Annotated in this window: 21 protein-coding genes; 12 read left to right on the top strand and 9 right to left on the bottom strand. The window is 73.2% G+C overall.

The features are described 5' to 3' along the window. Positions 1 to 28: 28 nt before the first annotated feature. The gene (gene mshD / locus ACFYOV_RS19615; protein ID WP_389089294.1) at positions 29 to 955 is read left to right on the top strand and encodes a mycothiol synthase; all 927 of its coding nucleotides are present in this window, start codon (positions 29 to 31) and stop codon (positions 953 to 955) included. Positions 956 to 1,091: 136 nt separating this feature from the next. On the opposite strand, the gene ACFYOV_RS19610 is transcribed toward mshD, so the two are convergent. The 5 genes from ACFYOV_RS19610 to ACFYOV_RS19590 form a co-directional block, all read right to left on the bottom strand. After that, positions 1,092 to 1,706: an ABC transporter gene (locus ACFYOV_RS19610; protein ID WP_389089293.1), complete on the bottom strand. Its 615-nt coding sequence runs from the start codon at positions 1,704 to 1,706 to the stop codon at positions 1,092 to 1,094. Between the two features lie 182 nt (positions 1,707 to 1,888). Then, positions 1,889 to 3,412 (bottom strand): ABC transporter permease, encoded by a 1,524-nt coding sequence (locus tag ACFYOV_RS19605; RefSeq protein ID WP_389089292.1) that lies wholly within the window; start codon positions 3,410 to 3,412, stop codon positions 1,889 to 1,891. Continuing rightward, positions 3,409 to 4,269 carry an ABC transporter ATP-binding protein gene (locus ACFYOV_RS19600; RefSeq protein WP_389089291.1) on the bottom strand — a complete coding sequence of 287 codons (861 nt, stop codon included), beginning with the start codon at positions 4,267 to 4,269 and terminating at the stop codon, positions 3,409 to 3,411. The genes ACFYOV_RS19605 and ACFYOV_RS19600 overlap by 4 nt, the downstream gene beginning before the upstream one ends. Before the next feature lie 61 nt (positions 4,270 to 4,330). Beyond that, positions 4,331 to 5,365, bottom strand: coding sequence for a zf-HC2 domain-containing protein (locus ACFYOV_RS19595; RefSeq protein WP_389089289.1), 1,035 nt, complete (start codon positions 5,363 to 5,365; stop codon positions 4,331 to 4,333). Next, on the bottom strand, positions 5,362 to 5,913 hold the full coding sequence (locus tag ACFYOV_RS19590) for an RNA polymerase sigma factor (protein ID WP_389089288.1): 552 nt from the start codon (positions 5,911 to 5,913) through the stop codon (positions 5,362 to 5,364). Before ACFYOV_RS19590 ends, ACFYOV_RS19595 begins: the two co-directional genes overlap by 4 nt. 148 nt (positions 5,914 to 6,061) lie before the next feature. Between ACFYOV_RS19590 and ACFYOV_RS19585 the strand changes: the two genes are divergently transcribed. The 8 genes from ACFYOV_RS19585 to pstB all read left to right on the top strand — a co-directional run bounded on the left by ACFYOV_RS19585 (position 6,062) and on the right by pstB (position 16,339). Beyond that, complete coding sequence (locus ACFYOV_RS19585; RefSeq protein ID WP_389089287.1) at positions 6,062 to 6,457, top strand: hypothetical protein; 396 nt, start codon at positions 6,062 to 6,064, stop codon at positions 6,455 to 6,457. Between the two features lie 1,042 nt (positions 6,458 to 7,499). Next, the gene (locus tag ACFYOV_RS19580; protein ID WP_389089286.1) at positions 7,500 to 9,872 is read left to right on the top strand and encodes an RNA degradosome polyphosphate kinase; all 2,373 of its coding nucleotides are present in this window, start codon (positions 7,500 to 7,502) and stop codon (positions 9,870 to 9,872) included. After that, a complete protein-coding gene (locus ACFYOV_RS19575; protein WP_389089285.1) occupies positions 9,853 to 11,319 on the top strand; it encodes a CHAD domain-containing protein in 1,467 nt (488 codons plus the stop codon). Before ACFYOV_RS19580 ends, ACFYOV_RS19575 begins: the two co-directional genes overlap by 20 nt. A 56-nt stretch (positions 11,320 to 11,375) precedes the next feature. Beyond that, the gene (locus tag ACFYOV_RS19570; RefSeq protein ID WP_389089283.1) at positions 11,376 to 11,831 is read left to right on the top strand and encodes an NUDIX hydrolase; all 456 of its coding nucleotides are present in this window, start codon (positions 11,376 to 11,378) and stop codon (positions 11,829 to 11,831) included. Positions 11,832 to 12,182: 351 nt separating this feature from the next. Then, a complete protein-coding gene (gene pstS / locus ACFYOV_RS19565) occupies positions 12,183 to 13,310 on the top strand; it encodes a phosphate ABC transporter substrate-binding protein PstS (protein ID WP_389089282.1) in 1,128 nt (375 codons plus the stop codon). 134 nt (positions 13,311 to 13,444) lie between these two features. Next, positions 13,445 to 14,452, top strand: coding sequence for a phosphate ABC transporter permease subunit PstC (pstC, locus tag ACFYOV_RS19560; protein ID WP_389089281.1), 1,008 nt, complete (start codon positions 13,445 to 13,447; stop codon positions 14,450 to 14,452). Beyond that, positions 14,449 to 15,504: a phosphate ABC transporter permease PstA gene (gene pstA, locus ACFYOV_RS19555; RefSeq protein WP_389089280.1), complete on the top strand. Its 1,056-nt coding sequence runs from the start codon at positions 14,449 to 14,451 to the stop codon at positions 15,502 to 15,504. Before pstC ends, pstA begins: the two co-directional genes overlap by 4 nt. A gap of 58 nt (positions 15,505 to 15,562) precedes the next feature. Continuing rightward, positions 15,563 to 16,339 carry a phosphate ABC transporter ATP-binding protein PstB gene (gene pstB / locus ACFYOV_RS19550; protein ID WP_389089278.1) on the top strand — a complete coding sequence of 259 codons (777 nt, stop codon included), beginning with the start codon at positions 15,563 to 15,565 and terminating at the stop codon, positions 16,337 to 16,339. Positions 16,340 to 16,612: 273 nt separating this feature from the next. On the opposite strand, the gene ACFYOV_RS19545 is transcribed toward pstB, so the two are convergent. Both ACFYOV_RS19545 and ACFYOV_RS19540 read right to left on the bottom strand, forming a co-directional pair. Then, positions 16,613 to 17,611: an anion permease gene (locus ACFYOV_RS19545; RefSeq protein WP_389089277.1), complete on the bottom strand. Its 999-nt coding sequence runs from the start codon at positions 17,609 to 17,611 to the stop codon at positions 16,613 to 16,615. Positions 17,612 to 17,619: 8 nt separating this feature from the next. Then, a complete protein-coding gene (locus ACFYOV_RS19540; protein ID WP_358868685.1) occupies positions 17,620 to 18,240 on the bottom strand; it encodes a DUF47 family protein in 621 nt (206 codons plus the stop codon). Between the two features lie 239 nt (positions 18,241 to 18,479). On the opposite strand from ACFYOV_RS19540, the gene ACFYOV_RS19535 reads away from it, so the two are divergent. After that, on the top strand, positions 18,480 to 18,893 hold the full coding sequence (locus ACFYOV_RS19535; RefSeq protein ID WP_389089275.1) for a metal-sensitive transcriptional regulator: 414 nt from the start codon (positions 18,480 to 18,482) through the stop codon (positions 18,891 to 18,893). Positions 18,894 to 18,936: 43 nt separating this feature from the next. Here ACFYOV_RS19535 and ACFYOV_RS19530 read toward each other — a convergent pair whose 3' ends face one another. Together ACFYOV_RS19530 and ACFYOV_RS19525 are read right to left on the bottom strand one after the other, a co-directional pair. Then, a complete protein-coding gene (locus ACFYOV_RS19530) occupies positions 18,937 to 19,116 on the bottom strand; it encodes a hypothetical protein (RefSeq protein WP_389089274.1) in 180 nt (59 codons plus the stop codon). A gap of 82 nt (positions 19,117 to 19,198) precedes the next feature. Continuing rightward, positions 19,199 to 20,044: a hypothetical protein gene (locus ACFYOV_RS19525; RefSeq protein ID WP_389089272.1), complete on the bottom strand. Its 846-nt coding sequence runs from the start codon at positions 20,042 to 20,044 to the stop codon at positions 19,199 to 19,201. A 106-nt stretch (positions 20,045 to 20,150) separates the two neighbouring features. Between ACFYOV_RS19525 and ACFYOV_RS19520 the strand changes: the two genes are divergently transcribed. Then, positions 20,151 to 20,312, top strand: a complete 162-nt coding sequence (locus ACFYOV_RS19520; RefSeq protein ID WP_389089271.1) for a hypothetical protein — start codon at positions 20,151 to 20,153, stop codon at positions 20,310 to 20,312. 94 nt (positions 20,313 to 20,406) lie between these two features. After that, positions 20,407 to 21,957 carry an FAD-binding oxidoreductase gene (locus ACFYOV_RS19515; RefSeq protein WP_389089270.1) on the top strand — a complete coding sequence of 517 codons (1,551 nt, stop codon included), beginning with the start codon at positions 20,407 to 20,409 and terminating at the stop codon, positions 21,955 to 21,957. Positions 21,958 to 21,962 lie beyond the last annotated feature (5 nt).

Here is a 21,962-nt window from a genome sequence, read left to right as displayed (position 1 = left end):
CTTGCGCCGTCGGCTTACCCTCGTACGCATGACCAGCGACGACATCGCACGGCCCGGCCGCCCCCGTTCGCTCCAGACGTACACCGCCCTCTCCCCGGAGCAGACCGAGGCGGTGCTCGCCCTGCTCGCGGAGGCCGCCCGTACCGACGGGCAGCAGGCGGTGTCCGAGCAGGGGCGCCTGCAACTGCGCGGCGGGGAGCGGGAGGGCGTGGCTCATCTGCTGCTGAGCGTCGATGACGAACTTGTCGGATATGCCCAGTTGGAGGACACCGACCCGGTGGAGCCGCCGGCCGCCGAGCTGGTGGTGCACCCCGCGCACCGCGGCCACGGGCACGGACGGGCGCTCGGCGCCGCGCTGCTGGCCGCCTCCGGCAAGCGGCTGCGGGTGTGGGCGCACGGCGGGCACTCCGCCGCCCGGCACCTGGCCCAGGTGCTCGGGCTCACGCTGTTCCGGGAACTGCGCCAGATGCGGCGCCCCCTGGCGGGACTGGAGCTGCCCGAGCCGGTGCTGCCGGAGGGCGTGACCGTGCGTACCTTCGTCCCCGGGCAGGACGACGCGGCCTGGCTCGCGGTGAACGCCGCCGCCTTCGCCCACCACCCCGAGCAGGGCTCCCTCACCCAGCGCGACCTGGACGACCGCAAGGCCGAACCCTGGTTCGACCCCGACGGCTTCTTCCTGGCCGAGCGGGAGGGGCGCCTCGTCGGTTTCCACTGGACCAAGGTGCACGCCGAGGAGGGCCTCGGCGAGGTCTACGTCCTCGGGGTGAGCCCGCAGGCCCAGGGCGGCGGACTCGGCAAGTCCCTCACGACGATCGGCCTGCGGTACCTGGCGGGGCGGGGTCTGCCGACGGCGATGCTGTACGTCGACGCCGACAACAAGGCGGCGGTGTCCGTCTACGAACGGCTGGGGTTCGTCACCCACGAGACGGACCTCATGTACCGCACGGAAACGTGAGTACGGGACGTACCGGGCGGGCACGTGAGCGGACCGCGGTGCCGAGGGACGGCGGACGCGGGGTCACCTCCGGGCGGAGGTGACCCCGCGTCAGGTGCAGGCCGCGAACGGTGGTCTCACGCCGCGGACGGTGGTCTCACGCCGCGCCTCGTCCCCATGGCCGCCGACGCACCGGCTCCGCAGCGCACGCGGCCCCCACGGCAACCGCCGCGCCCAGCAGCAGCGCCCAGCGGTCGTGCGCCGCCGCCCACCCCTCCTCGCCCGGCGTGGTGAACAGCTCCCAGCGTCCCGGCAGCAGCAGGGGCGCGAGGACGGCCGAGACGAGCAGGGCACCGGCCACCACGCGGCCGGGCAGGGTTCCGCCACGGCGGACCGCGAACGCCGCACCGGCCAGGGCGAGGACGAAGGTCGCCGCCGCCTCGAGGGTGACGTCGTCGACCGGGGGGCGTACCGGCTCCGGCACGAGGAGCACCGCGACGGTCCACCACAGGGCGGCGACCGGGGCGACGAGGGCCACCCGCAGGGTGTGGCGGACCGCCCACCGGGTCGGCACGGCGGCCGTGGTGTGGCGGGCCGGGTCGTCCAGCAGGAAGGCCAGGCCCAGCGCGAAGGCGACGGCGGCCGCGCGCAGGACGGTCACGACCAGCCAGTCGTTCGCGCCGTCGTCGCCCATCAGCCGCGGCACCCCGGCGAGCAGCAGCCCCACACCGCCGGCCGCGCCGACCGAGCGCCACGGCACCGTCCGCGCCACGGGGCGCACCAGCGCACGCCACCGGGCGCCCACCGGCGCCGTCGGCCTGGGCCCCCCGTCCACCGGCGCCGTCCGCTTCCCTTCCGCGTGCATCGGCGAAGTCCGCTCCGGCTCCGCACTCACTGACGCCGTCCGCTCCGGCTCCCCGTCCACCGGCGAAGTCCGCTCCGGCTGCGCGCCCCCTAGAGACATTCGTCCGCCTCTTCGGGCGCGGCCAGACCCAGCAGCTGCGCCGCCCGGTCGGTGGTCAGCCGGGGAGCCGTCAGCTCGTCCCAGTGCGCCCGGACCTTCGCGGCGACCGCCTCTCGGGGCTGTGCCAACAGTTCACGGACCAGCTCGGTGTGCGCCGCATTCAGGTACACCGGCTCGGTCCGGGAGATCACCACCGCTCCGCCGCTCACGCTGTCGTCGATGCGGACCCGGCGCAGGTCGGACATCGGGTCCGGGGACGCGCCGAGCGCCAACCACATCACGGTGACCATCCGGCCGTCGCACATCGTGCTCGCGGCCTCCTCGGTGCCGGCGACCAGCACACCGGCCACCGCGACGGAGAACTCCGGAACCCGGTTGCCGCCCCAGGAGGTGCCGACGGTCACCTCGTCCGGGCGGGTGAGCGGTGCGATCGCCGCGTCGCCGGACAGGCCGTAACGGGCCTCGACCCGCTGCCGCACCGTCAGGGCCCGGTCCCCGGCCGCACCGCCCGCGAGGGAGCGCACCCGCTCCACGGCCGCCGCCCAGTCGTCGACGCGCGGCCCCCACTCCGGGAAGGCGCAGTACGTGGAGCCGTCCCGCCGCACGCACGCGTGCTCCTTCTCCGGGGTGACCGACAAGCGGGTACGGGCCTCGGTCGTCTCCGGCGGGACGCCGCCGGCCTGGTACACCGCGCCCAGCCCGGTCACCGCGACGGCCAGCGCCAGGCCCGCCCGGACGGTGCGCAGCCGGGCGCCCCCCGAGAGCAGGACCGCCAGCAGGCCCAGGACCAGGGCCAGTCCGGCGAGGTACACGGCGTGCCAGGCGGCGGGACGGCCCACCAGCTCGGAGGGCAGCGTCTGGCTGCTGGGCTCGTGGACCACCATGACGAGCCACCGCGACCAGGCGTCGCCGGCAGCGGCGACCACGAAGAAATAGAGCAGGAAGAAGACGACGAGCAGCGGGGCCGCCAGCGAGGAGGACACCAGGCGGGCGAGCAGCACCCCGCCGGCGCCCATCAGCAGCACGGACAGCGGCCCCACGAGCAGTTCGGCGGGCGAACCGTGCCCGACCGCGCCGGGCTTGAGCGCCTCCCAGGTGAACTGCCCGACCACCCCCACCGCGGCGAGCAGGGCGGCGGGCACGACGGACAGCAGGTGCGCGACCGTGCGCTGCCACCTGGAGACCACCAGCACGGCGAAGTGCCGCTCGGTGTCGTGACGGTGGGAGCGCAGCACGGCGTGGTTGGCGGCCAGCAGCACCGCGAGCCCGACGAGCAGCGGCCCGGTCTGCGTGGCCCGGTCCGCGTCCTGCAGCGCGGGGAAGCCGTCCCAGGAGTCGGTCGTGCGCCACGCCGTCCAGCCGGCGTACACGGCGAAGGCGAGCAGCACCGGGACGCTCAGCAGCAGGCGCCGGGCCTCGAAGCGGGCCAGGGTGAGGACGGCCGCGGGGGCGGTCCCGTGCGCGGCGGGTCCGGCGGACGGGGCCGCCGTCTCGAGGGGGGTGGTCGTGGTCATGCCGCCACCTCCGCATCCGCGCCGTCGAGGGAGAGCAGGTAGCCGTCCTCCAGGGTGGGTTCGAGGAGGTCGGCGCCGGCGGGTGGGTCGCCGACGTTACGGAAGGTGCCCGTGCCGGTGCGCCAGCCGGCGATGGCCCCGGGATCGCGTCCGGTACTGCTCCACACGCGCCCGGCGGCCCGTGCGGTCAGCTCGGTGGGGGTGCCGTCGAAGCGGAGGGTGCCGCCGGCCATGACCAGGACACGGTGGCAGAGCATCGCCACGTCCTCGGTCTGGTGGGTGGACAGCAGCACGGTCCGGCCCTCGCCCGCCAGGGCGATCAACTCGCGGAAACGCATGCGCTGTTCGGGGTCGAGACCGACGGTGGGCTCGTCGAGGACGAGGAAACCGGGGTCGCCGACGAGGGCGGCGGCCAGCGCGACCCGCTGGCGCATGCCGCCGGACAGCTTGCGGATGCGCCGGCCGCGCACGTCGGCGAGACCGACCTCGTCCAGGACGCGGCGCGTCTCGCGGTGCCGCGCGGTGCGGTCGGTGAGTTCCTTGAGGATCGCCACGTAGTCGACGAACTCGAAGGCGGTGAAGTCGGGGTGGAAGCCGGGGTTCTGCGGCAGGTACCCGAGGCGGCGACGCACCTCCTGGCGGCCGCGCGCGGTGCCGGGGTCGTGGCCGAGCACGGTGAAGCCGCCCCGGTCCGGAGGTACGGCGGTGGCGAGCACCCGGAGCAGGGTGGTCTTGCCGGCGCCGTTGGGCCCGAGCAGCCCCGTGACGCCGGGCGACAGCCGCAGCGACACGTCGTCGAGGGCACGGGTCCTGCCGTAGTGCAGGCTGAGCCCGGCGGCGGAAACGGTGGGGGTCATACGGCACTCCTGTAGAGGTCGCGGAGGGCGGGCGGGGCGGGGAGCGAAAGGGAACCGGCGGTCACGCCAGGTCCCCGCGGGCCCGGCCCCGGCTGAGGTCGAAGCGGTCACGGAGCAGGAACAGCAGTCCGGCGGCGAGTGCGGCGACGGCCGCGGAGACGCCCTGGCCGGCCGCGGTGAACGGCGCGAGCGGGTCGGCGCCCTCGCGGACCGCCTCGGCGGCCAGCAGCAGCGCGACCCAGGACCCGCCGACCACGGACGGCGCGAGGACCGGGCCCAGCCGGGGGGTCAGCGCGAGACCGGTCGCGGTGAGCGCGAGGGCGGGCAGCAGCCAGGCCAGGGCGGCGAGTCCGTAGCCGGGCAGGGCGAGGCTGGCGAGCCCGTTGAGCGCGAGCGCGGCGCCGAGCACCGTCACGGTGCGGATCATCAGCAGCCGGAAGCCGTGCATCGGGGCGACGACCGCCATCTCGTACGTCGGATCCAGCGCGGGCCCGTACGACAGGGCGACGCCGGCGAGCGGCAGCAGCGGGGCGAGGGCGAGGAAGAGGGTGGGGGAGCCCCCGGACCGGGTGGCGTGGGTCGCGGCGACGGACAGCAGCAGCACGGCGACGACCGCGCCCAGCCAGGACCGGCGCAGCACCGGCGTGGCCGCGAGCAGCCGTACGGTGTGGTCGGCGACGCCGAGTCGCACCAGCAGCGCTTCGAGGAACCCCGGCCGGGGCGCGTCGAGTTCGGCGTCGAGCCGCTCCCACCCGGCGTCCAGAACCGTGCGGTCACCGACGTCGGCGAGCACCCCCCGGCACCGCGCACAGGTGGTGAGGTGGGTGTCGGCCGACCAGAGCACGGGCGGCTCCAACTCCCCGCGGCCGTAGGCCAGCAGGTCCTCAATGGGCACATGCCAACGCCGCCCGCCGCTCCCGGCCCGGGGAGCGTCCCCGTGGCCGGCGCCGACGTCCGCCACCGGCCCGGCGGCAGCACCGGTCACCCCGGCGGCAGCACCGGCCGCGGGACCACCGGGCGCATCCGCGCCGACCGGCGGCTCCCCCGCGCCGGGCGCCCCCGTACCGGTCACACCGTCCGTCGTTCCGTCCGTCATGCCAGTGCCTCCCGGAGTTGCCTGCGGGCCCGCATCGCCCGTGTCTTGACCGTGCCCGGCGGGATGCCGAGCAGGACGGCGGCCTCACGGGTGGTCAGCCCGTCGACCACCGTGGCCTGGAGCACCGCGCGCAGTTCCGGCGAGAGCCGGACCAACGCACCGGCCAGGTCCCCGTGCTCCACCCCGGCCAGCACCCGCTCCTCCGCGGACGCCTCGTCCCGGTGCCGCAGTCGCGCCAGCGCCTGCCGCAGCCGGCCCCGCGCCCCCGCGCCGCGCAGCGCGTCGACCAGCCGCCGGGAGGCGATGCGCCACAGCCAGCCGGCGGCATCCGCACCGGCCACGTCCCCGCGGTAGCGCGCGGTGCCCCGCCACACGGCGAGGAACGTCTCCTGCACCACGTCGTCGACGATCCCCGCGTCGGCGCACCGGCTGCGCATGCGCGCGGTCAGCCACGGCGCGTACCGCCGGTACAGCTCCTCGAAGGCGTGCCGGTCGCCGTCCGACGCGACGGCGCGCAACAGCTCCCCGTCGCTTCTCGTTTCGCTCACGTCTCCTCATCGGACGGGCCCCGCCGACCGGTTCACTCGATCGCGGTCGACTTTCCGATGCTCTTCCACTCCTGTGGCACGCGGTCGTCCGGGTCAGCATCCTGCGCGACGGCCCACCGGGCAGGCGCATCCCGTCACCGAGCACATCGTGACCGTCGGCGGCGACCATCTGCCCGCTCCCCGCGGCAGCGCGCCGCTGTACGACCGCCGGGCGGAGCCGGCCGCGCCGGGCGCCACCGGTTCCACGGGGACGTCCATCCCGCCGCCCCCCTCCCGGCCGCTCCACCTCGTGGCCGCCGGCGTGCTCCTCGCCGTCACCGCCCTGCCGGCCCCGGCCGCGTTCCGTCTGCTCCGCCACCGCACCGGCACGGCGGGCCGGCCACCGGAACGGCCCCGCCCCGCCCAACCATCCCCGCGCCCTCGGCCCTGTCCCCTGCTCCCCGAGCCTTCGGCCCTTTCCCGCACCTCCCCGGACCCGCCGCGGGCACCGTCCCCGGAACTCTCCGGCATCCTGTTGCGCCCGTACCGCACCGCCCTGCCCTGATCGTCCGGGTGCTGTTCGTCGCCCCCACCCCACGCGGCCGACCGGCTACGTCGGCTTCCGGCTTCCTCATCTGCCACGGCTTGCTCGCCGGGCCCGCCCGCGCCGGCGCCGCGCTCACCGGCGGAGAACCGGAGTCCGTTGCCGCGCGGCCGACCCGGACGCGGGGCATCATCCCTTCCCGGTGACAGGTGGACGGTGGCAGGTGGGAGTGGCAGGTGGGAGTGGCAGGTGGCAGGTGGACCGTGGCCAGGTTCGCCCGCCCGCGCCGGCGCTCACCGCGTGGGCCGCACGGTCCTGGTCGTGGCGTTCCGCCGGGGCCGGGCGGCGCACCGGCACCCGACCGACCGGCCACGGGGCGTTCGCCGACGTCTTCGCGCCCCACGGCCCGGCGGCGGTGGCGTTCGCCCTGTGCGGGCTCACGGTCGGCACGCTCACCGCGCTGCTGCTGCGTGACGCGCCCTGCCCACCTCACCATGACCGTGGCCGTGGCCGTGGCCTCGAATTAGCTGCTCAACGTGGTGCCGGAGCAGGTCCGCCCGTACCCGTGGCCGGCGGTGACGCACACCTCACCGGGCAACCCCGGGCTGCCGGACGACGTCTGGCAGGTGGGAGGGGGCCCTCACTGGTGCCGACCACTGCCTCACGTACCACCCGGCGCCCCTTTCCGGCCGCTGCACCTGGTGGAGACGGGCGTCGTGCCGACGGGTGCCGCCCTCGCCGCCGCCACCGCGTGCGCAGCCGCGCCGTCGCGCGGCCGGACGTCCGCGGGCGTACGTCCCTTCCACGGGGGGAGGGACGTACGCCCGCGACGGCCCCCGCACACCACCCCCGTCGGACCGTCCACGGCACACCGAGACGGCCCCCACCGCGCATGGAGGACGGCCACCGCGACACGCCCGGGGCAACTTGCCCGCGGACTCCCCGCGGCACCCCGGGGGACGGCCGCCGCGGGGTGGGGCGGACGTCCGCGGGCCGCCCCCCGCTATCCCGCACGTCATGTCTCCGTAACCACCGATTCAGACAGGCTTGCGACGCTCGGCCAATGAATCCCGCCGCGCCAGAGCCTTCGCCACCCCGAAGGGGCCCCGGGGGGAACGGGGACGCCCCAGGCGTACCACCGCTCCCGCCCGCGCTTTCCGACGCGCCCGTGACGCTGTTGGCGCGGAACAATGGGTCCATGAGCCAGCCGAACACCCAGGCACAGGTACAGCACGCGCAGCCCTCCGTGGGCTCCATAGCCGCGCACCGCCCGCACACCGTGGCGGCAGCGGTCTCCGACCTGGAACCCGATATCGACGCGGACCTCGACGGTTACGAGGAGTCACCGACCGACGGCTCGACCGTCCCGCTGCCGCAGGGTCGTTTCCTCGACCGGGAGCGCAGCTGGCTCGCGTTCAACGAGCGCGTCCTCGAACTCGCGGAGGACCCCGGCACCCCCCTGCTGGAGCGGGCCAACTTCCTCGCGATCTTCGCCAGCAACCTGGACGAGTTCTTCATGGTCCGGGTGGCCGGCCTGAAGCGCCGCATCGCCACCGGCGTCGCCACCCGCTCCGCCTCCGGCCTCCAGCCGCGCGAGGTGCTGGAGATGATCTGGGCCCGCTCGCGCGAGCTGATGGCCAGGCACGCCGCCTGCTACCACGAGGACGTCGCCCCCGCGCTCGCGGAGGAGGGCATCCACCTGGTCCGGTGGAACGAGCTGACGGAGAAGGAACAGGCCCGCCTGTTCACCCTGTTCCGGCACCAGATCTTCCCGGTCCTCACCCCCCTCGCCGTCGACCCGGCGCACCCCTTCCCCTACATCTCCGGCCTCTCCCTGAACCTGGCCGTCGTCGTGCGCAACCCGGTCACCGGCCACAAGCACTTCGCCCGGGTCAAGGTGCCGCCGCTGCTGTCCCGCTTCCTGGAGAGCTCCCCGGGCCGCTACGTCCCCGTCGAGGACGTCATCGCCGCGCACCTGGAGGAGCTGTTCCCGGGCATGGAGGTGCTGGAGCACCACGCGTTCCGGCTCACCCGCAACGAGGACCTGGAGGTCGAGGAGGACGACGCGGAGAACCTGCTCCAGGCCCTGGAGAAGGAGCTCATGCGGCGCCGCTTCGGTCCGCCGGTGCGCCTGGAGGTCGAGGAGTCCATCGACCGGGAGGTGCTCGACCTGCTGGTGCGCGAGCTGAAGATCAGCGAGGCCGAGGTCTACCCGCTGCCCGGCCCCCTGGACCTCACGGGCCTGTTCCGCATCCACAGCCTGGACCGGCCCGAGCTGAAGTACCCCAAGTTCATCGCCGGGACCCACCGCGACCTGGCCGAGGTCGAGTCGGCGTCCCCGCCCGACATCTTCGCCGCGCTGCGCAGCCGGGACGTGCTGCTGCACCACCCGTACGACTCGTTCTCCACGTCGGTGCAGGCGTTCCTGGAGCAGGCCGCCGCCGACCCGGACGTGCTCGCCATCAAGCAGACGCTGTACCGGACCTCGGGCGACTCCCCGATAGTCGACGCGCTCATCGACGCGGCGGAGTCCGGCAAGCAGGTCCTCGTCCTGGTCGAGATCAAGGCCCGCTTCGACGAGCACGCCAACATCAAGTGGGCGCGGAAGCTGGAGGAGGCCGGCTGCCACGTGGTCTACGGCCTGGTCGGCCTGAAGACCCACTGCAAGCTGTCCCTCGTGGTGCGCCAGGAGGGCGAGACGCTGCGGCGGTACAGCCACGTGGGCACCGGCAACTACCACCCGAAGACCGCCCGCCTGTACGAGGACCTGGGCCTGCTCACCGCCGACCCCCAGGTCGGCGCGGACCTCTCCGACCTGTTCAACCGCCTCTCCGGCTACTCCCGCCGGGAGACCTACCGGCGGCTGCTGGTCGCCCCGAAGTCCCTGCGCGACGGGCTGGTCTCCCGCATCAACAAGGAGGCCCAGCACCACCGCGCCGGGCGGCCCGCGTACGTCCGCATCAAGGTCAACTCGATGGTCGACGAGGCGATCATCGACGCCCTGTACCGGGCGTCCCAGGCGGGTGTGCCGGTCGACGTGTGGGTGCGCGGCATCTGCGCGATCCGGCCGGGCGTGACGGGCCTGTCGGAGAACATCCGGGTGCGCTCCGTCCTCGGCCGCTTCCTCGAGCACTCCCGTGTGTTCGCCTTCGGCAACGGCGGCGAGCCCGAGGTGTGGATCGGCAGCGCGGACATGATGCACCGCAATCTCGACCGCCGGATAGAAGCCATGGTCCGGGTGACGGACCCGGCCCACCGCGCGGCCCTCAACCGCATGCTGGAAACCGGCGTGTCCGACGCCACCGCGTCCTGGCACCTCGGCCCGGACGGCGAGTGGAGCCGGCACGCGACGGACGCGGACGGCGGGCCCCTGCGCAACATCCAGGAGATGCTCATAGACGCCCGGAGGCGCCGGCGTGGCACAGCAGCACCTTGACCCGACGGACCCCACGGCCTCGCCGGTGACGGGGGAGGCGCTCGCGGGCTACCTGCGGGCGCAGGCGACGGAGTTCCTCCGCGCGCTGCGTCTGCACCGGGAGACCGGCGCGGGCGCGGCGGGCTCGCCGGGCCCGGACGAGGCGGCCCGCGCGCTACGCCGCTCGGCCCGCCGCATCAGCGGCACCCTGCACACGTTCCAGCCCCTGCTGGACCCGGACTGGTCCGAGGCGATGCGCCCCGAACTGGCGTGGGTCTCGGGCACCCTCGCGCAGGAGCACGCCTACACCTCCCGTCTGGACCGCCTCCTGCTGGCCCTGCACCGCCTCTCGGGCGCGACCCCGTTCCAGCCACCGGGGGTGAGCCGTGTGGCCACGCTCGGGACCGGTACAGCCGGACGGGGTGGCGCACCGGCCGCCGGCCACGGCCGCGGAACGGCGGCGCGTGGCACGGGCAGAGCCGCCGGCGCGGCGGACCGCGGCCCTGGCACGGGCACGGAGCCGGGTGCCGCGGGGGCACCCGACCTGGTCCCCGGGCCGGGCGCCGGCGCGGACGCGGCCGACGGTCCGCCGGGCACCGCCGCCGACCCTGCCTGCTCCGTCGCCACGGCCACGGACACGGCCCGCCCAAGCACCGGCCGGGCCGACGGGGCGGGCCGCGCCGCCCGCACCCCCACCCGTACCGGAGAGGCTCCGTCCCGCACCCGCGACGCCCGCACCCAGGGGATGCCGGGCGTGGCCACGACCGCCGCCGTCCCCGCCCCCGACCGGGGCAACCTCACCGTGGGCGCGGCCAAGGCGGGGGCGCTGCTGGACCGGCAGCTCACGCTCGCGCGGACGCGGGCCCACTCCACGGCGCTCCAGGCCCTCGGCTCCTCCCGGTTCCACGCGGTCGCCGACAAGGTCGCCGTGCTGGCCAGCGAGGTGCCGCTGGCCCCCGCCGCGGCCGGCGCCGATCTGCGCCCGCTGGCCGGCGCCGCGCACGAGCGGCTGGCCGACGCCGTCGCCGCGCTGCCGCTGATCACCGCGGGCAGCCCGTACAACGCGGAGGCGCTGATCCACGGCCTGTCCCCGGACCCGGCACCGCACCCGCAGGACGCCCCCTGGCACCAGGTCCGCCTGCTGCTGCGCCTGCACCGCTACGCCCGCGAGGTCCTCCACGCCGACCCCGCCGACCCCGCCGACCACGGCGACCACGGCGTCCGTGCCGGACACGACGACAGCTCACCGGTGGACGTCCACCTCCTCATGGCCAGTGAGGCCCTAGACCGGCACCGCGACGCCTCCGAGGCGGCGGCCGCCGCGGCCCAGGCGGCCCGGACCCCGCGGATCGCCCCGGCCACGGCGTACGCGCTGGGCGTGCTGCACGCCGACCAGCGGCATGAGGTCGAGGCGGCGCGGTACGCGTTCCAGCGCTGCTGGCGGAAGGAAGCCATCGGCACGTTATGAGGAGGCCTTCGGCACGTCACAGGGATTCGGCACGTCACAGGGAGGCGAGGCACCCGGTGAGTTCCCCAGACGATCCCGGCGACTCCGGCGACTCCGCCCCGGACACCCTCACGGTGCGGGCGGCCGGCTGCGTGCTGTGGCGCCGCTCCCCCGCGACCGGGGGACTGGAGCTGTGCCTCGTGCACCGCCCGAAGTACGACGACTGGTCCTGGCCGAAAGGCAAGCTCAAGCGCGGCGAGGACGCGCTGGCCGGGGCGCTGCGCGAGGTCGAGGAGGAGACGGGCCACCGCGCCGCCCCCGGCGCGGAACTGCCCGCCGCCCACTACGTGGCGAACGGCCGCCCCAAGGAGGTCCGCTACTGGGCGGCCGAGGCCCTCTCCGGCACCTTCACCCCCACCGACGAGGTCGACCGCGTCCTGTGGCTCTCCCCGGCCGCGGCCCGCCGGCGCCTCACCCAGCCCCGCGACCGCGACCTCGTCGACGCGCTCCTGACCACGCTGCGCCCGGCCTGACCACGCCCGGGCCCGCGCACCGGTGCCGCACCGAGCGCGCCGCGCCGGGCCCCGCGTCCGGCCCCACCGGGCCCGTCGTCATCACGTGTCCCGGCAGCCCCGTCCCCCGGCCGACCGCTATCCTCGCCCGCGTCCGGTATCCCCCCGTGTCCTCGACGTAAGCGTTCCGTGACCTCACCGCACCGTCCACAGGGGTTCACCCCTCGTTCATTTACGCCCATCGGCGCCTTCACCTGTTCTGCCTAATTTCGGCCTTACGCGACGCGGATCGCCGGGAAGCAGCGGCAGCCGTGTCACCCCAGACTGCGCACGCCGCCGAATTCAGGACGGCGGCTCTCGGAAGGAAGTCAAGTGAAGCTTCAGCGCATGAACCGGCGGGCCCTCGCTCTCGGTGCTCTCGCCGTCTCCGGCGCCCTGGCCCTCACGGCGTGCGGCTCCGACGACACCGGCACCTCCAACGGCGGTGACGCCTCCGCGAGCGCCAAGGCCGGGAACATCAAGTGCGAGGACGCCAAGGGGCAGCTCCAGGCCTCCGGCTCCTCCGCGCAGAAGAACGCGATCGACGCCTGGGTGAGGCAGTACACCGCCGCCTGCAAGAGCGTCCAGATCAACTACAACCCGACCGGTTCCGGCGCCGGCATCACCGCCTTCACCCAGGGCCAGACCGCCTTCGCCGGCTCGGACTCCGCGCTGAAGCCCGAAGAGATCGAGGCGTCCAAGAAGATCTGCTCCGGCGGCCAGGGCATCGACCTGCCGATGGTCGGCGGCCCGATCGCCGTCGGCTTCAACGTCCCCGGCGTCGACACCCTCGCGCTCGACGCCCCGACGCTTGCGCAGATCTTCGACAACAAGATCACCAACTGGAACGACGAAGCGATCAAGAAGCTCAACCCCGACGCGAAGCTTCCCGACCTGAAGATCCAGGCGTTCCACCGCTCCGACGAGTCCGGCACCACGGACAACTTCACCAAGTACCTCAAGGCCGCCGCGCCCAAGGACTGGAAGTACGAGCCGAGCAAGTCCTGGGAGGCCAAGGGCGGCCAGTCCGCGCAGGGCTCCTCCGGTGTGGCCCAGCAGGTGAAGCAGACCTCGGGCGCGATCTCCTACTTCGAGCTCTCCTACGCCAAGGACGGCATCAAGACCGTCGACATCAAGACCGAGGCCGCCGAGCCGGTCAAGGCCACCATCGAGAACGCGACCGCCGCCATCGGCGCCGCCAAGGTCGTCGGCACCGGCAAGGACCTCGCGCTGGAGCTGGACTACACCCCGTCCACCGAGGGCGCCTACCCGATCGTCCTGGTGACGTACGAGATCGTCTGCGACAAGGGCAACAAGTCGGACACCCTGCCCGCCACCAAGTCCTTCCTGAACTACATGGCCTCCGAGGACGGCCAGGGCGTGCTCGCCGAGGCCGGCTACGCCCCGATGCCCGAGGAGATCATCACCAAGGTTCGCGAAACCATCTCGAGCCTGAGCTGACCCGAGTGTGCGGGCCGGTCCCGGACCGGGACCGGCCCCGCACCGTCCGGTGCACCGCCATCAGGAGCCCCCGGCCCCCGGACGGCTCCGACCGAGCCGCCCGCCCCGGCGGTTCCGCAGACCGGAGAACCCCGATGGACATAACCACCCAGAAACCCGCCGCTCCCCCAGCACCCCAGCCGCCGGCCGGTGCCGAGGCCAAGCGCGCCGCCCGCGGCGCCACCCGCCCCGGCGACCGGATCTTCCTCGGGCTCTCCCGCGGCTCCGGCATTTTCGTCCTGGTACTCATGGCCGCGATCGCGGCCTTCCTGACGTACCGCGCGACCATGGCCATCAGCAAGGACGAGGCGAACTTCTTCACGTCCTTCGAGTGGAACCCCAGCGGCATCCCGCCGGAGTTCGGCATCGCGGTCCTGGCCTTCGGCACCGTCGTGTCGTCGGTCATCGCCATGGTCATAGCGGTCCCGATCGCCGTCGGCATCGCCCTCTTCATCACGCACTACGCCCCCCGCCGCCTCGGCGGTGCCATCGCGTACGTGATCGACCTGCTCGCCGCCGTCCCGTCCATCGTCTACGGCCTGTGGGGCGCCCTCGTCCTGGTGCCGCACCTGGACGGTCTGTACGGCTGGCTCGACGACTACCTCGGCTGGACCGGCATCCTCGAGTGGAACGACGGCGCCCCGCGCTCGCTGTTCACGGTGGGCATCCTGCTCGCCATCATGATCCTGCCGATCATCACCAACGTGAGCCGTGAGGTCTTCCGCCAGGTCCCGCGGATGCACGAGGAGGCGGCCCTCGCCCTCGGCGCCACGCGCTGGGAGGTCATCCGCATGTCGGTGCTGCCGTTCGGCCGCTCCGGCGTCATCTCCGCCTCGATGCTGGGCCTCGGCCGCGCGCTCGGCGAGACGATGGCCGTGGCCATGGTGCTCTCCCCGTCCTTCGACATCAACGCCAGCCTGCTCGACCCGGGCGGCGGCACCTTCGCCCAGAACATCGCCAGCAAGTTCAACGAGGCGACCGAGATGGGCCGGGACGCGCTGATCGCCTCCGGTCTCGTCCTGTTCGTCATCACGCTGCTGGTCAACGGCGCGGCCCGCCTGATCATCGCCCGCCGCAAGGAGTACTCGGGGGCCAACGCATGAGCCACGCATCCGTCACCGCCAAGCGCTCCTCGCTGCGCGGCGCGACCCTGCCCAAGTGGTTCGCCTGGGCGGTCGCCGCGGGCTCGATCGCCCTCGGGCTCGGCATCAGCGCCGCGGCCGGCCTGAACAGCGACATCCAGTGGGCGCTGATCGCTTCCCTGCTGTTCGTACTCGGCTCGTACGCGATCTCCGCGAAGGTCGAGGGGCGCCGCCAGGCCAAGGACCGCACCGCGACCAGTCTGGTCTGGGTCGCCTTCATCCTGGCCGTCGTCCCGCTCGCGTCCCTGACCTGGGACACCGTCAAGCGCGGCACCGAGGTCCTCGACGGCCACTTCCTCAGCCACTCCATGGGCGTGGTCGCCGACACCGAGCCCGGCGGCGGCGTCTACCACGCCCTGCTCGGCACCCTCCAGCAGGTCGGCCTCGCCACCCTGATCTCGGTGCCGATCGGTGTGCTCACCGCGATCTACCTGGTCGAGTACGGACGCGGCAAGCTCGCCAAGGCCGTCACCTTCTTCGTCGACGTCATGACGGGCATCCCGTCGATCGTCGCCGGTCTGTTCATCCTCAGCCTGTGGATCCTCATCCTCGGCATGGGCTACTCCGGCTTCGCCGGCTCGATGGCCCTGTCCATCCTGATGATCCCGGTGGTCGTCCGGTCCACGGAGGAGATGCTCAAGCTCGTCCCGAACGAGCTGCGCGAGGCGTCCCTCGCCCTGGGCGTCCCGAAGTGGCGCACCATCCTCAAGGTGGTCCTGCCGACGTCCATCGGCGGCATCACCACGGGCGTGATGCTGGCGATCGCCCGTATCACCGGTGAGACCGCCCCCGTGCTGCTGCTGGTCTGGGGCACGAACTTCATCAACTCCAACCCGTTCCAGGACCCGCAGGCCTCGCTGCCGATGTACATCTACCTGCAGTACACCAACGGCTCCGACGCGGCCTACGACCGTGCCTGGGCCGCGGCCCTGACGCTCATCGCGTTCATCATGGTCCTCAACCTGGTGGCCCGGGGCATCGCCCGCTGGAAGGCCCCCAAGACGGGTCGCTGACGCGCGGCCACGAGCGAGACAAGTCAGCGATCCGAACCCGAAAGAAGCAGTGATTCCCATGGCCAAGCGCATCGATGTCAGCGGCCTCAACGCCTACTACGGCTCCTTCCTGGCCATCGAGGACATCTCGATGACCGTCGAACCCCGCTCCGTGACCGCCTTCATCGGCCCGTCCGGCTGCGGCAAGTCCACCTTCCTGCGCACGCTCAACCGCATGCACGAGGTGACGCCGGGCGGCCGGGTGCAGGGCAAGGTCATGCTCGACGACGAGAACCTGTACGGCGCGGGCATCGACCCGGTGGCGGTGCGCCGCGAGGTCGGCATGGTCTTCCAGCGCCCGAACCCGTTCCCCACGATGTCCGTGTACGACAACGTCGCGGCGGGCCTGCGGCTGAACGGCAAGTACAAGAAGTCCGAGCTGGACGACGTGGTCGAGAAGTCCCTGCGGGGCGCGAACCTCTGGAACGAGGTCAAGGACCGCCTCAACAAGCCCGGCTCCGGCCTGTCCGGTGGTCAGCAGCAGCGTCTGTGCATCGCCCGCGCGATCGCGGTGGAGCCGAACGTCCTGCTGATGGACGAGCCCTGCTCCGCCCTGGACCCGATCTCCACCCTCGCCATCGAGGACCTGATCGGTGAGCTGAAGGAGCGGTTCACGATCGTCATCGTGACGCACAACATGCAGCAGGCGGCGCGTGTCTCCGACCGCACCGCGTTCTTCAACCTGGCGGCCGTGGGCCAGCCGGGCAAGCTGATCGAGATCGACGACACGGAGCGGATCTTCTCCAACCCGTCGGTCCAGGCCACAGAGGACTACATCTCCGGCCGTTTCGGCTGATCCGAACCCCTCGCGGTGCTGCATGGCGGTGCCACCGCGAGGCCGCAGAAGGGCCCGCCCCCCGGCTCCCGGGGGGCGGGCCCGTCGCGTGTTCCGGACGCGGCGCGGGTGTGGTGGCCGCCGCCGTCCTGCCCTGGCGGACCGTCCCTCCGGCGCCGGCCTTCCCCCAGCCGTCCACGTTTCGCGACCGCCGGCCGGCCGGTCGCCCTGCGCGGAGCACCGCGTGTCCCTGGCACCGTGCACGCACCCGGTCGGCCGCCGCGCCGGCGGACCTCACAGGAACGCCAGGTGCACCAGCCCGAAGGAGCACGCCGCCACCGTCGCGGCCGCCGGCATGGTGATGAACCAGCCCAGGATGATGTTCTTCGCGACGCCCCAGCGCACGGCGTTCACCCGCTTCGTCGCCCCGGCGCCCATGATCGCCGAGGTGATCACGTGCGTCGTGGAGATCGGCGCGTGGAACAGGAACGCCGACCCGAACATGATCGTCGCCCCGGTGCTCTCCGCGGCGAAACCCTGCGGCGGGTCCAGCTCGATGATCTTGCGGCCCAGCGTCCGCATGATGCGCCAGCCGCCCGCGTACGTGCCCAGCGACAGCATCACCGCACAGGCGATCTTCACCCACACCGGGATCGGGTCGCCGTGGTCCTCGACGTCGGCGATGACGAGCGCCATCACCACGATGCCCATGGTCTTCTGCGCGTCCTGGAGACCGTGTCCCAGCGCCATGCCCGCGGCCGACACCGTCTGTGCGATGCGGAAACCGCGCTTCGCCTTGTGCGGGTTGGCCCGCCTGAATATCCACAGGATCGCCGTCATCACCAGGTAACCGGCGAGCAGACCCACCAAGGGCGAGACGAACATCGGGATGACGATCTTCTCCAGCACACCGTGCCAGTACACCGTCGTCCCGCCCGCCAGCGCCGCACCGACCATGCCGCCGAACAGGGCGTGCGAGGAGGACGAGGGCAGGCCGAAGTACCAGGTGATCAGGTTCCAGACGATGGCGCCCACCAGCGCGGCGAAGAGGATGCCCATCCCCTTCGAGCCCTCGGGGGTCTGGATCACCCCCTCGCTGACCGTCTTGGCGACCCCGGACCCCAGGAAGGCGCCGGCGAGGTTCATCACCGCCGCCATCGCCAGCGCCGCCTTGGGCGTGAGCGCCCGCGTCGAGACGGACGTGGCGATCGCGTTGGCCGAGTCGTGGAAGCCGTTGGTGTACGTGAAGAAGAGCGCGACCCCGATGGTCACGACCAGAGCGAAGGTGTCCATGGATAGGGTCAGGACTCCTTGACGGCGATGGTCTCCACCGTGTTCGCCACGTGCTCGAAGGCGTCCGCCGCCTCCTCCAGTACATCCACGATCTGCTTCAGCTTGAGCACCTCTATGGCGTCGTACTTGCCGTTGAAGAGGTGGGCCAGCAGCTTGCGGTGGATCTGGTCGGCCTGGTTCTCCAGACGGTTGACCTCGATCCAGTACTCGGTGAGGTTCTCCATCGTGCGCAGGTGCGGCATGGCCTCGGCGGTGAGCTCGGCGGCCCGGGCCAGCACCTCGATCTGCTGCTCGACGCCCTTGGGCAGTTCCTCGATGTTGTAGAGGACGACCAGGTCGACGGCCTCCTCCATGAAGTCCATGATGTCGTCGAGGGAGGACGCGAGGGAGTAGATGTCCTCGCGGTCGAAGGGCGTGATGAACGAGGAGTTCAGCTGGTGGAAGATCGCGTGCGTGGCGTCGTCACCCGCGTGTTCGGCGGCCCGCATACGCTCTGCGATCTCGGCCCGGGCGGAGGTGTCCGCCCCGAGCAGTTCCATCAGGAGCTTCGAGCCCGTGACGATGTTGTCCGCGGACGCGGCGAACATGTCGTAGAAGCTCGTCTCCCTGGGGGTCAGACGAAAGCGCACGTGGGGTCCTCGGTATGCATCGGTTTCGGTCAGGCTGATGCTAGGCGCATCATCCGGCCACGACTAACGGGCCGCCCCCCAGTGTCGCCCATCAGGCACAGTGATGAGCACTGGGGCGATCCGGGGTCGGGAACCGGCCGCCGCGCACGACATCGGCCAAGATGCCTATACCCAGCAAAGTTCGGTACCATATACCCACCAGGGGTATGTGTCGGCTGCCAGTGCACCAGGAGGACGCGATGACGACCACCGAGGCCGGCGCAGGTGCGCCCTCCTCCCCGGAGAGGACGGACGCGACGGACGTCACGACCGCGACGGAGGTCACGGACACCGGGGCCGTCACCGGCATCGTGACGGACCACGACCACGGCGTCCACGGCTACCACCACCAGAAGCAGGAACACCTCAAGCGTCTGCGCCGCATCGAGGGCCAGATCCGCGGCCTTCAGCGCATGGTCGACGAGGACGTCTACTGCATCGACATACTCACGCAGGTGTCCGCCTCCACCAAGGCCCTGCAGTCCTTCGCGCTCCAGCTGCTGGAGGAGCACCTGCGCCACTGCGTCGCGGACGCGGCCGTCAAGGGCGGCGACGAGATCGACGCGAAGGTCAAGGAGGCGACGCAGGCGATCGCCCGCATGCTGCGCACCTGACCAGGGGGCGCACGCCGATCGAGGGGGCGTCCGGCGGCCGGATTCAGTCGCCGGGGCTCTCGCCCCGGGCCTCGGCCACCCGCAGCACCTGGTCGATGCTCTCCAGGCTGAGCCGGTCCTCGGCCTCGGACGCGGCGATGATCAGCTCTCCGCACAGCTCTATCTCGGCGAGGGCCACGTGGTCCTGAACCGTCCCACCGCCGAGCGGAGCCACACGCGTCACCTCGTCTCTGCCGTCACCGGCTTCCTAGAGTAGGGAGCGCCCCACTCCCCGCGCATGGCACGTAAGGGCTAGTTCACGCCGGTCACTCCTCGGCGATCCGGCCCGCGTAGATGTCCTCCGCCTCGGGCAGCCGCACATCGGCGGCGGCCCCGAAGTCGTGGAGCAGCGTGGTGGAGGCGACGGCGACGGGCTGCTCCTGGCGCCCGTTGACGAAGCTGAACCGGTGCCGGACCTTCCTGATGCGGCCCTGGTCGTCGAGGTAGACGTCGAACGGCACCTCGGCCGTGGCGAACCCTTTCGCCGCCGCCCCCAACGGCCCCTTGTTGGCGTCCGATGCGGCCCGCGACGCCCGCGCCAGGTCCGCCGTCCCCCGGTAGTGCCGCACCTCGGTGCCCGCCACCCGCGTCCGCCCGACGAACGTCGCCGTGCGCGTCCCGCGCAGCACCTCGGCGGCGGCGTACGGATCGGTGGCGCCGCCGGTGACGAGGTTCCCGTCGGACAGCGTCCCGGTGTCCACCCGCACCCACTTGTCGGCGGGCACCCCGGCGCCCCGGTTCTTCATGAACAGCGCGCCCGGGGCGAGCAGTTCGGTGATGGCCCGCCGCGCGCTCGCCCCCGCGGGATCCTGCGGCAGCCGCACTTCCAGCCGCCCCAGCCGCCTGCGGAAGTCGTACACGCCCTCCCCCCGGATGGTGACCCGGGTGCCGCCGGTCGCCATCTCCATGGCCGTACGCGCCCTGGAACTCCCGGCGTCCACCAGCGCGTCCGCGGCGGCCCGCACCACGCGCACCGGATCCCCGCCGGACGCACCCACGCTCGCGGCACCGCTCGTCGCGCATCCGGCGCCGGCCAGTCCCAGACAGCCGACGACCGCGACCGCAACCACCCCATCGCCCAGCCGCCCGCGCCGCAGTTGCCGTCGAGCCATCGTCCGCCTACCCCCGCTCCGTCCGACACGGGCCGCTTGTCGTTCCCGTTAACGACCGGTAATCGCCCCCGTCACGCGGGCCCGTGGGAGCGGTACGGTGGTCGGCGTGGCGTATCAGGACGTGCGGGCGGAGCCCCGGGAACACATCACGACCACCACCGAACAGGGCCCCTTCTGCGTGGCCCGCTGCTCCTGCGGCTGGCGGGGTCCCGCCAGAAGAGCAAGGAGCCAGGCCCGCACGGACGCCGAGAACCACACCGCAGAGTGAACGGACCCCCGCACGCTGCGGACCGTCGTGCCTCCCCCGGCATGGAACCCGTGCGCCCCGCATCCCGTCTCGTTCCACGGACCCGGGAGACACCATGGAACGACGCACCTTCCTCACCGCCGGCGCCACCGCCGCCCTCACCGCCGCCCTCACCGCCGCCGCAGCCTGCACCGCCGACGGGGGCACCAGGACCCGCGCGGCCACCACCACCCCCCTCACGCCCACCCGCGCCACCGCCCCCGCCGACTGGAAGGCCCTCGCCCGCGGCCTGGACGGGCAGCTCGTCCGCCCCGGGGACGCCGACTGGCAGACCGCCCGCCGCCTCTACAACACCCGCTTCGACAGCCTGCGCCCCGCCGCCGTCGCCTACGTCGCCCACGAGGACGACATCCGCACCGCCCTCGCCTACGCCCGCACCCACGCGGTCCCCGTGGCGATCCGCAACGGCGGCCACCACTACGCCGGCTGGTCCTCCGGAACCGACCGCCTGATCCTGGACGTCTCCGGGATCGCCGCCGTCCGCGCCTCCGCCGGCACCGCCGTCATCGGCGCCGGCGCCAAGCTCATCGACGTCTACCGCTCCCTCGCCGCCAAGGGGGTCACCGTCCCCGGCGGCTCCTGCCCCACCGTCGGGATCTCCGGCCTCACCCTCGGCGGCGGCCACGGCGTGGCCTCCCGGGCCTACGGCCTGACCTGCGACAGCCTCACCCAGGCCACCCTGATCACCGCCGACGGCAAGCGGCTCACCGCCGACGCCACCAGGAACAAGGAGCTCTTCTGGGCCCTGCGCGGCGCCGGCCACGCGAGCTTCGGCGTCGTGACCGAGCTGCGTTTCCGCACCCACCCGGCCCCGCGGAGCGTCACCGCGTACCTGACCTGGCCCTGGCCGAGGGCCGCCGCGGTGGTGAAGGCGTGGCAGGAGTGGGGCCCGGCCCAGCCGGACGAGATCTGGTCGTCCCTGCACCTGGGGAACCGCCCAGGCGGCACCCCCACCGTCTCCGTCACCGTCTTCTCCCTCGGCACCCACGGCGAGTTGCAGAACGCCGTCGACCGCCTCGCCGACCGTGTCGGCGCCTCCGCGAGCAGCGTCTCCCTGCGGCGGCGCTCGTACGAGGAGTCGATGGAGATGTACGCCGGCTGCTCGTCGTTCGCCGAGGACGCCCAGTGCCACCTGCCCGGCCGGACGCCGGGCCGCTCACCGAAGGGTGCGCTGCGCCGCGAGACGTACTCGGCCCGCTCGGACTTCTTCGACCGGCCGCTGTCCGCCGCCGGGATCCAGACCGTCCTGTCCCGGATCCGCGCCGTCCGCGGCGGCTCCGGCAGCATCGCCCTCACCGCGCTGGGCGGCGCCGTCAACCGCGTGGCGCCCACCGCCACGGCGTTCGTGCACCGCCGCTCCCGGATGCTGGCGCAGTACCTCGCCTCGTGGCGGGAGGGCACCTCCGGCTCCGCCGCGGAGGCGTGGCTGACGTCGGCCCACCGGGCCATGCGCCCCCACGCGTCGGGGACGGCCTACCAGAACTACCCGGACCCGACGCTGAAGAACTGGCGCGCGGCGTACTACGGCGACGCCGCTCCCCGCCTGGCCGAACTCAGGAAGCGGTACGACCCGAACCGCCTGTTCGGCCACCCGCAGTCCCTGTGAGCACC

This window comes from Streptomyces sp. NPDC005931, from assembly GCF_042871235.1.
Lineage (GTDB): Bacteria > Actinomycetota > Actinomycetes > Streptomycetales > Streptomycetaceae > Streptomyces.
The sequence above is the reverse complement of the archived record's forward strand: the minus strand, read 5'-3'. Positions and strand labels throughout refer to the sequence as shown.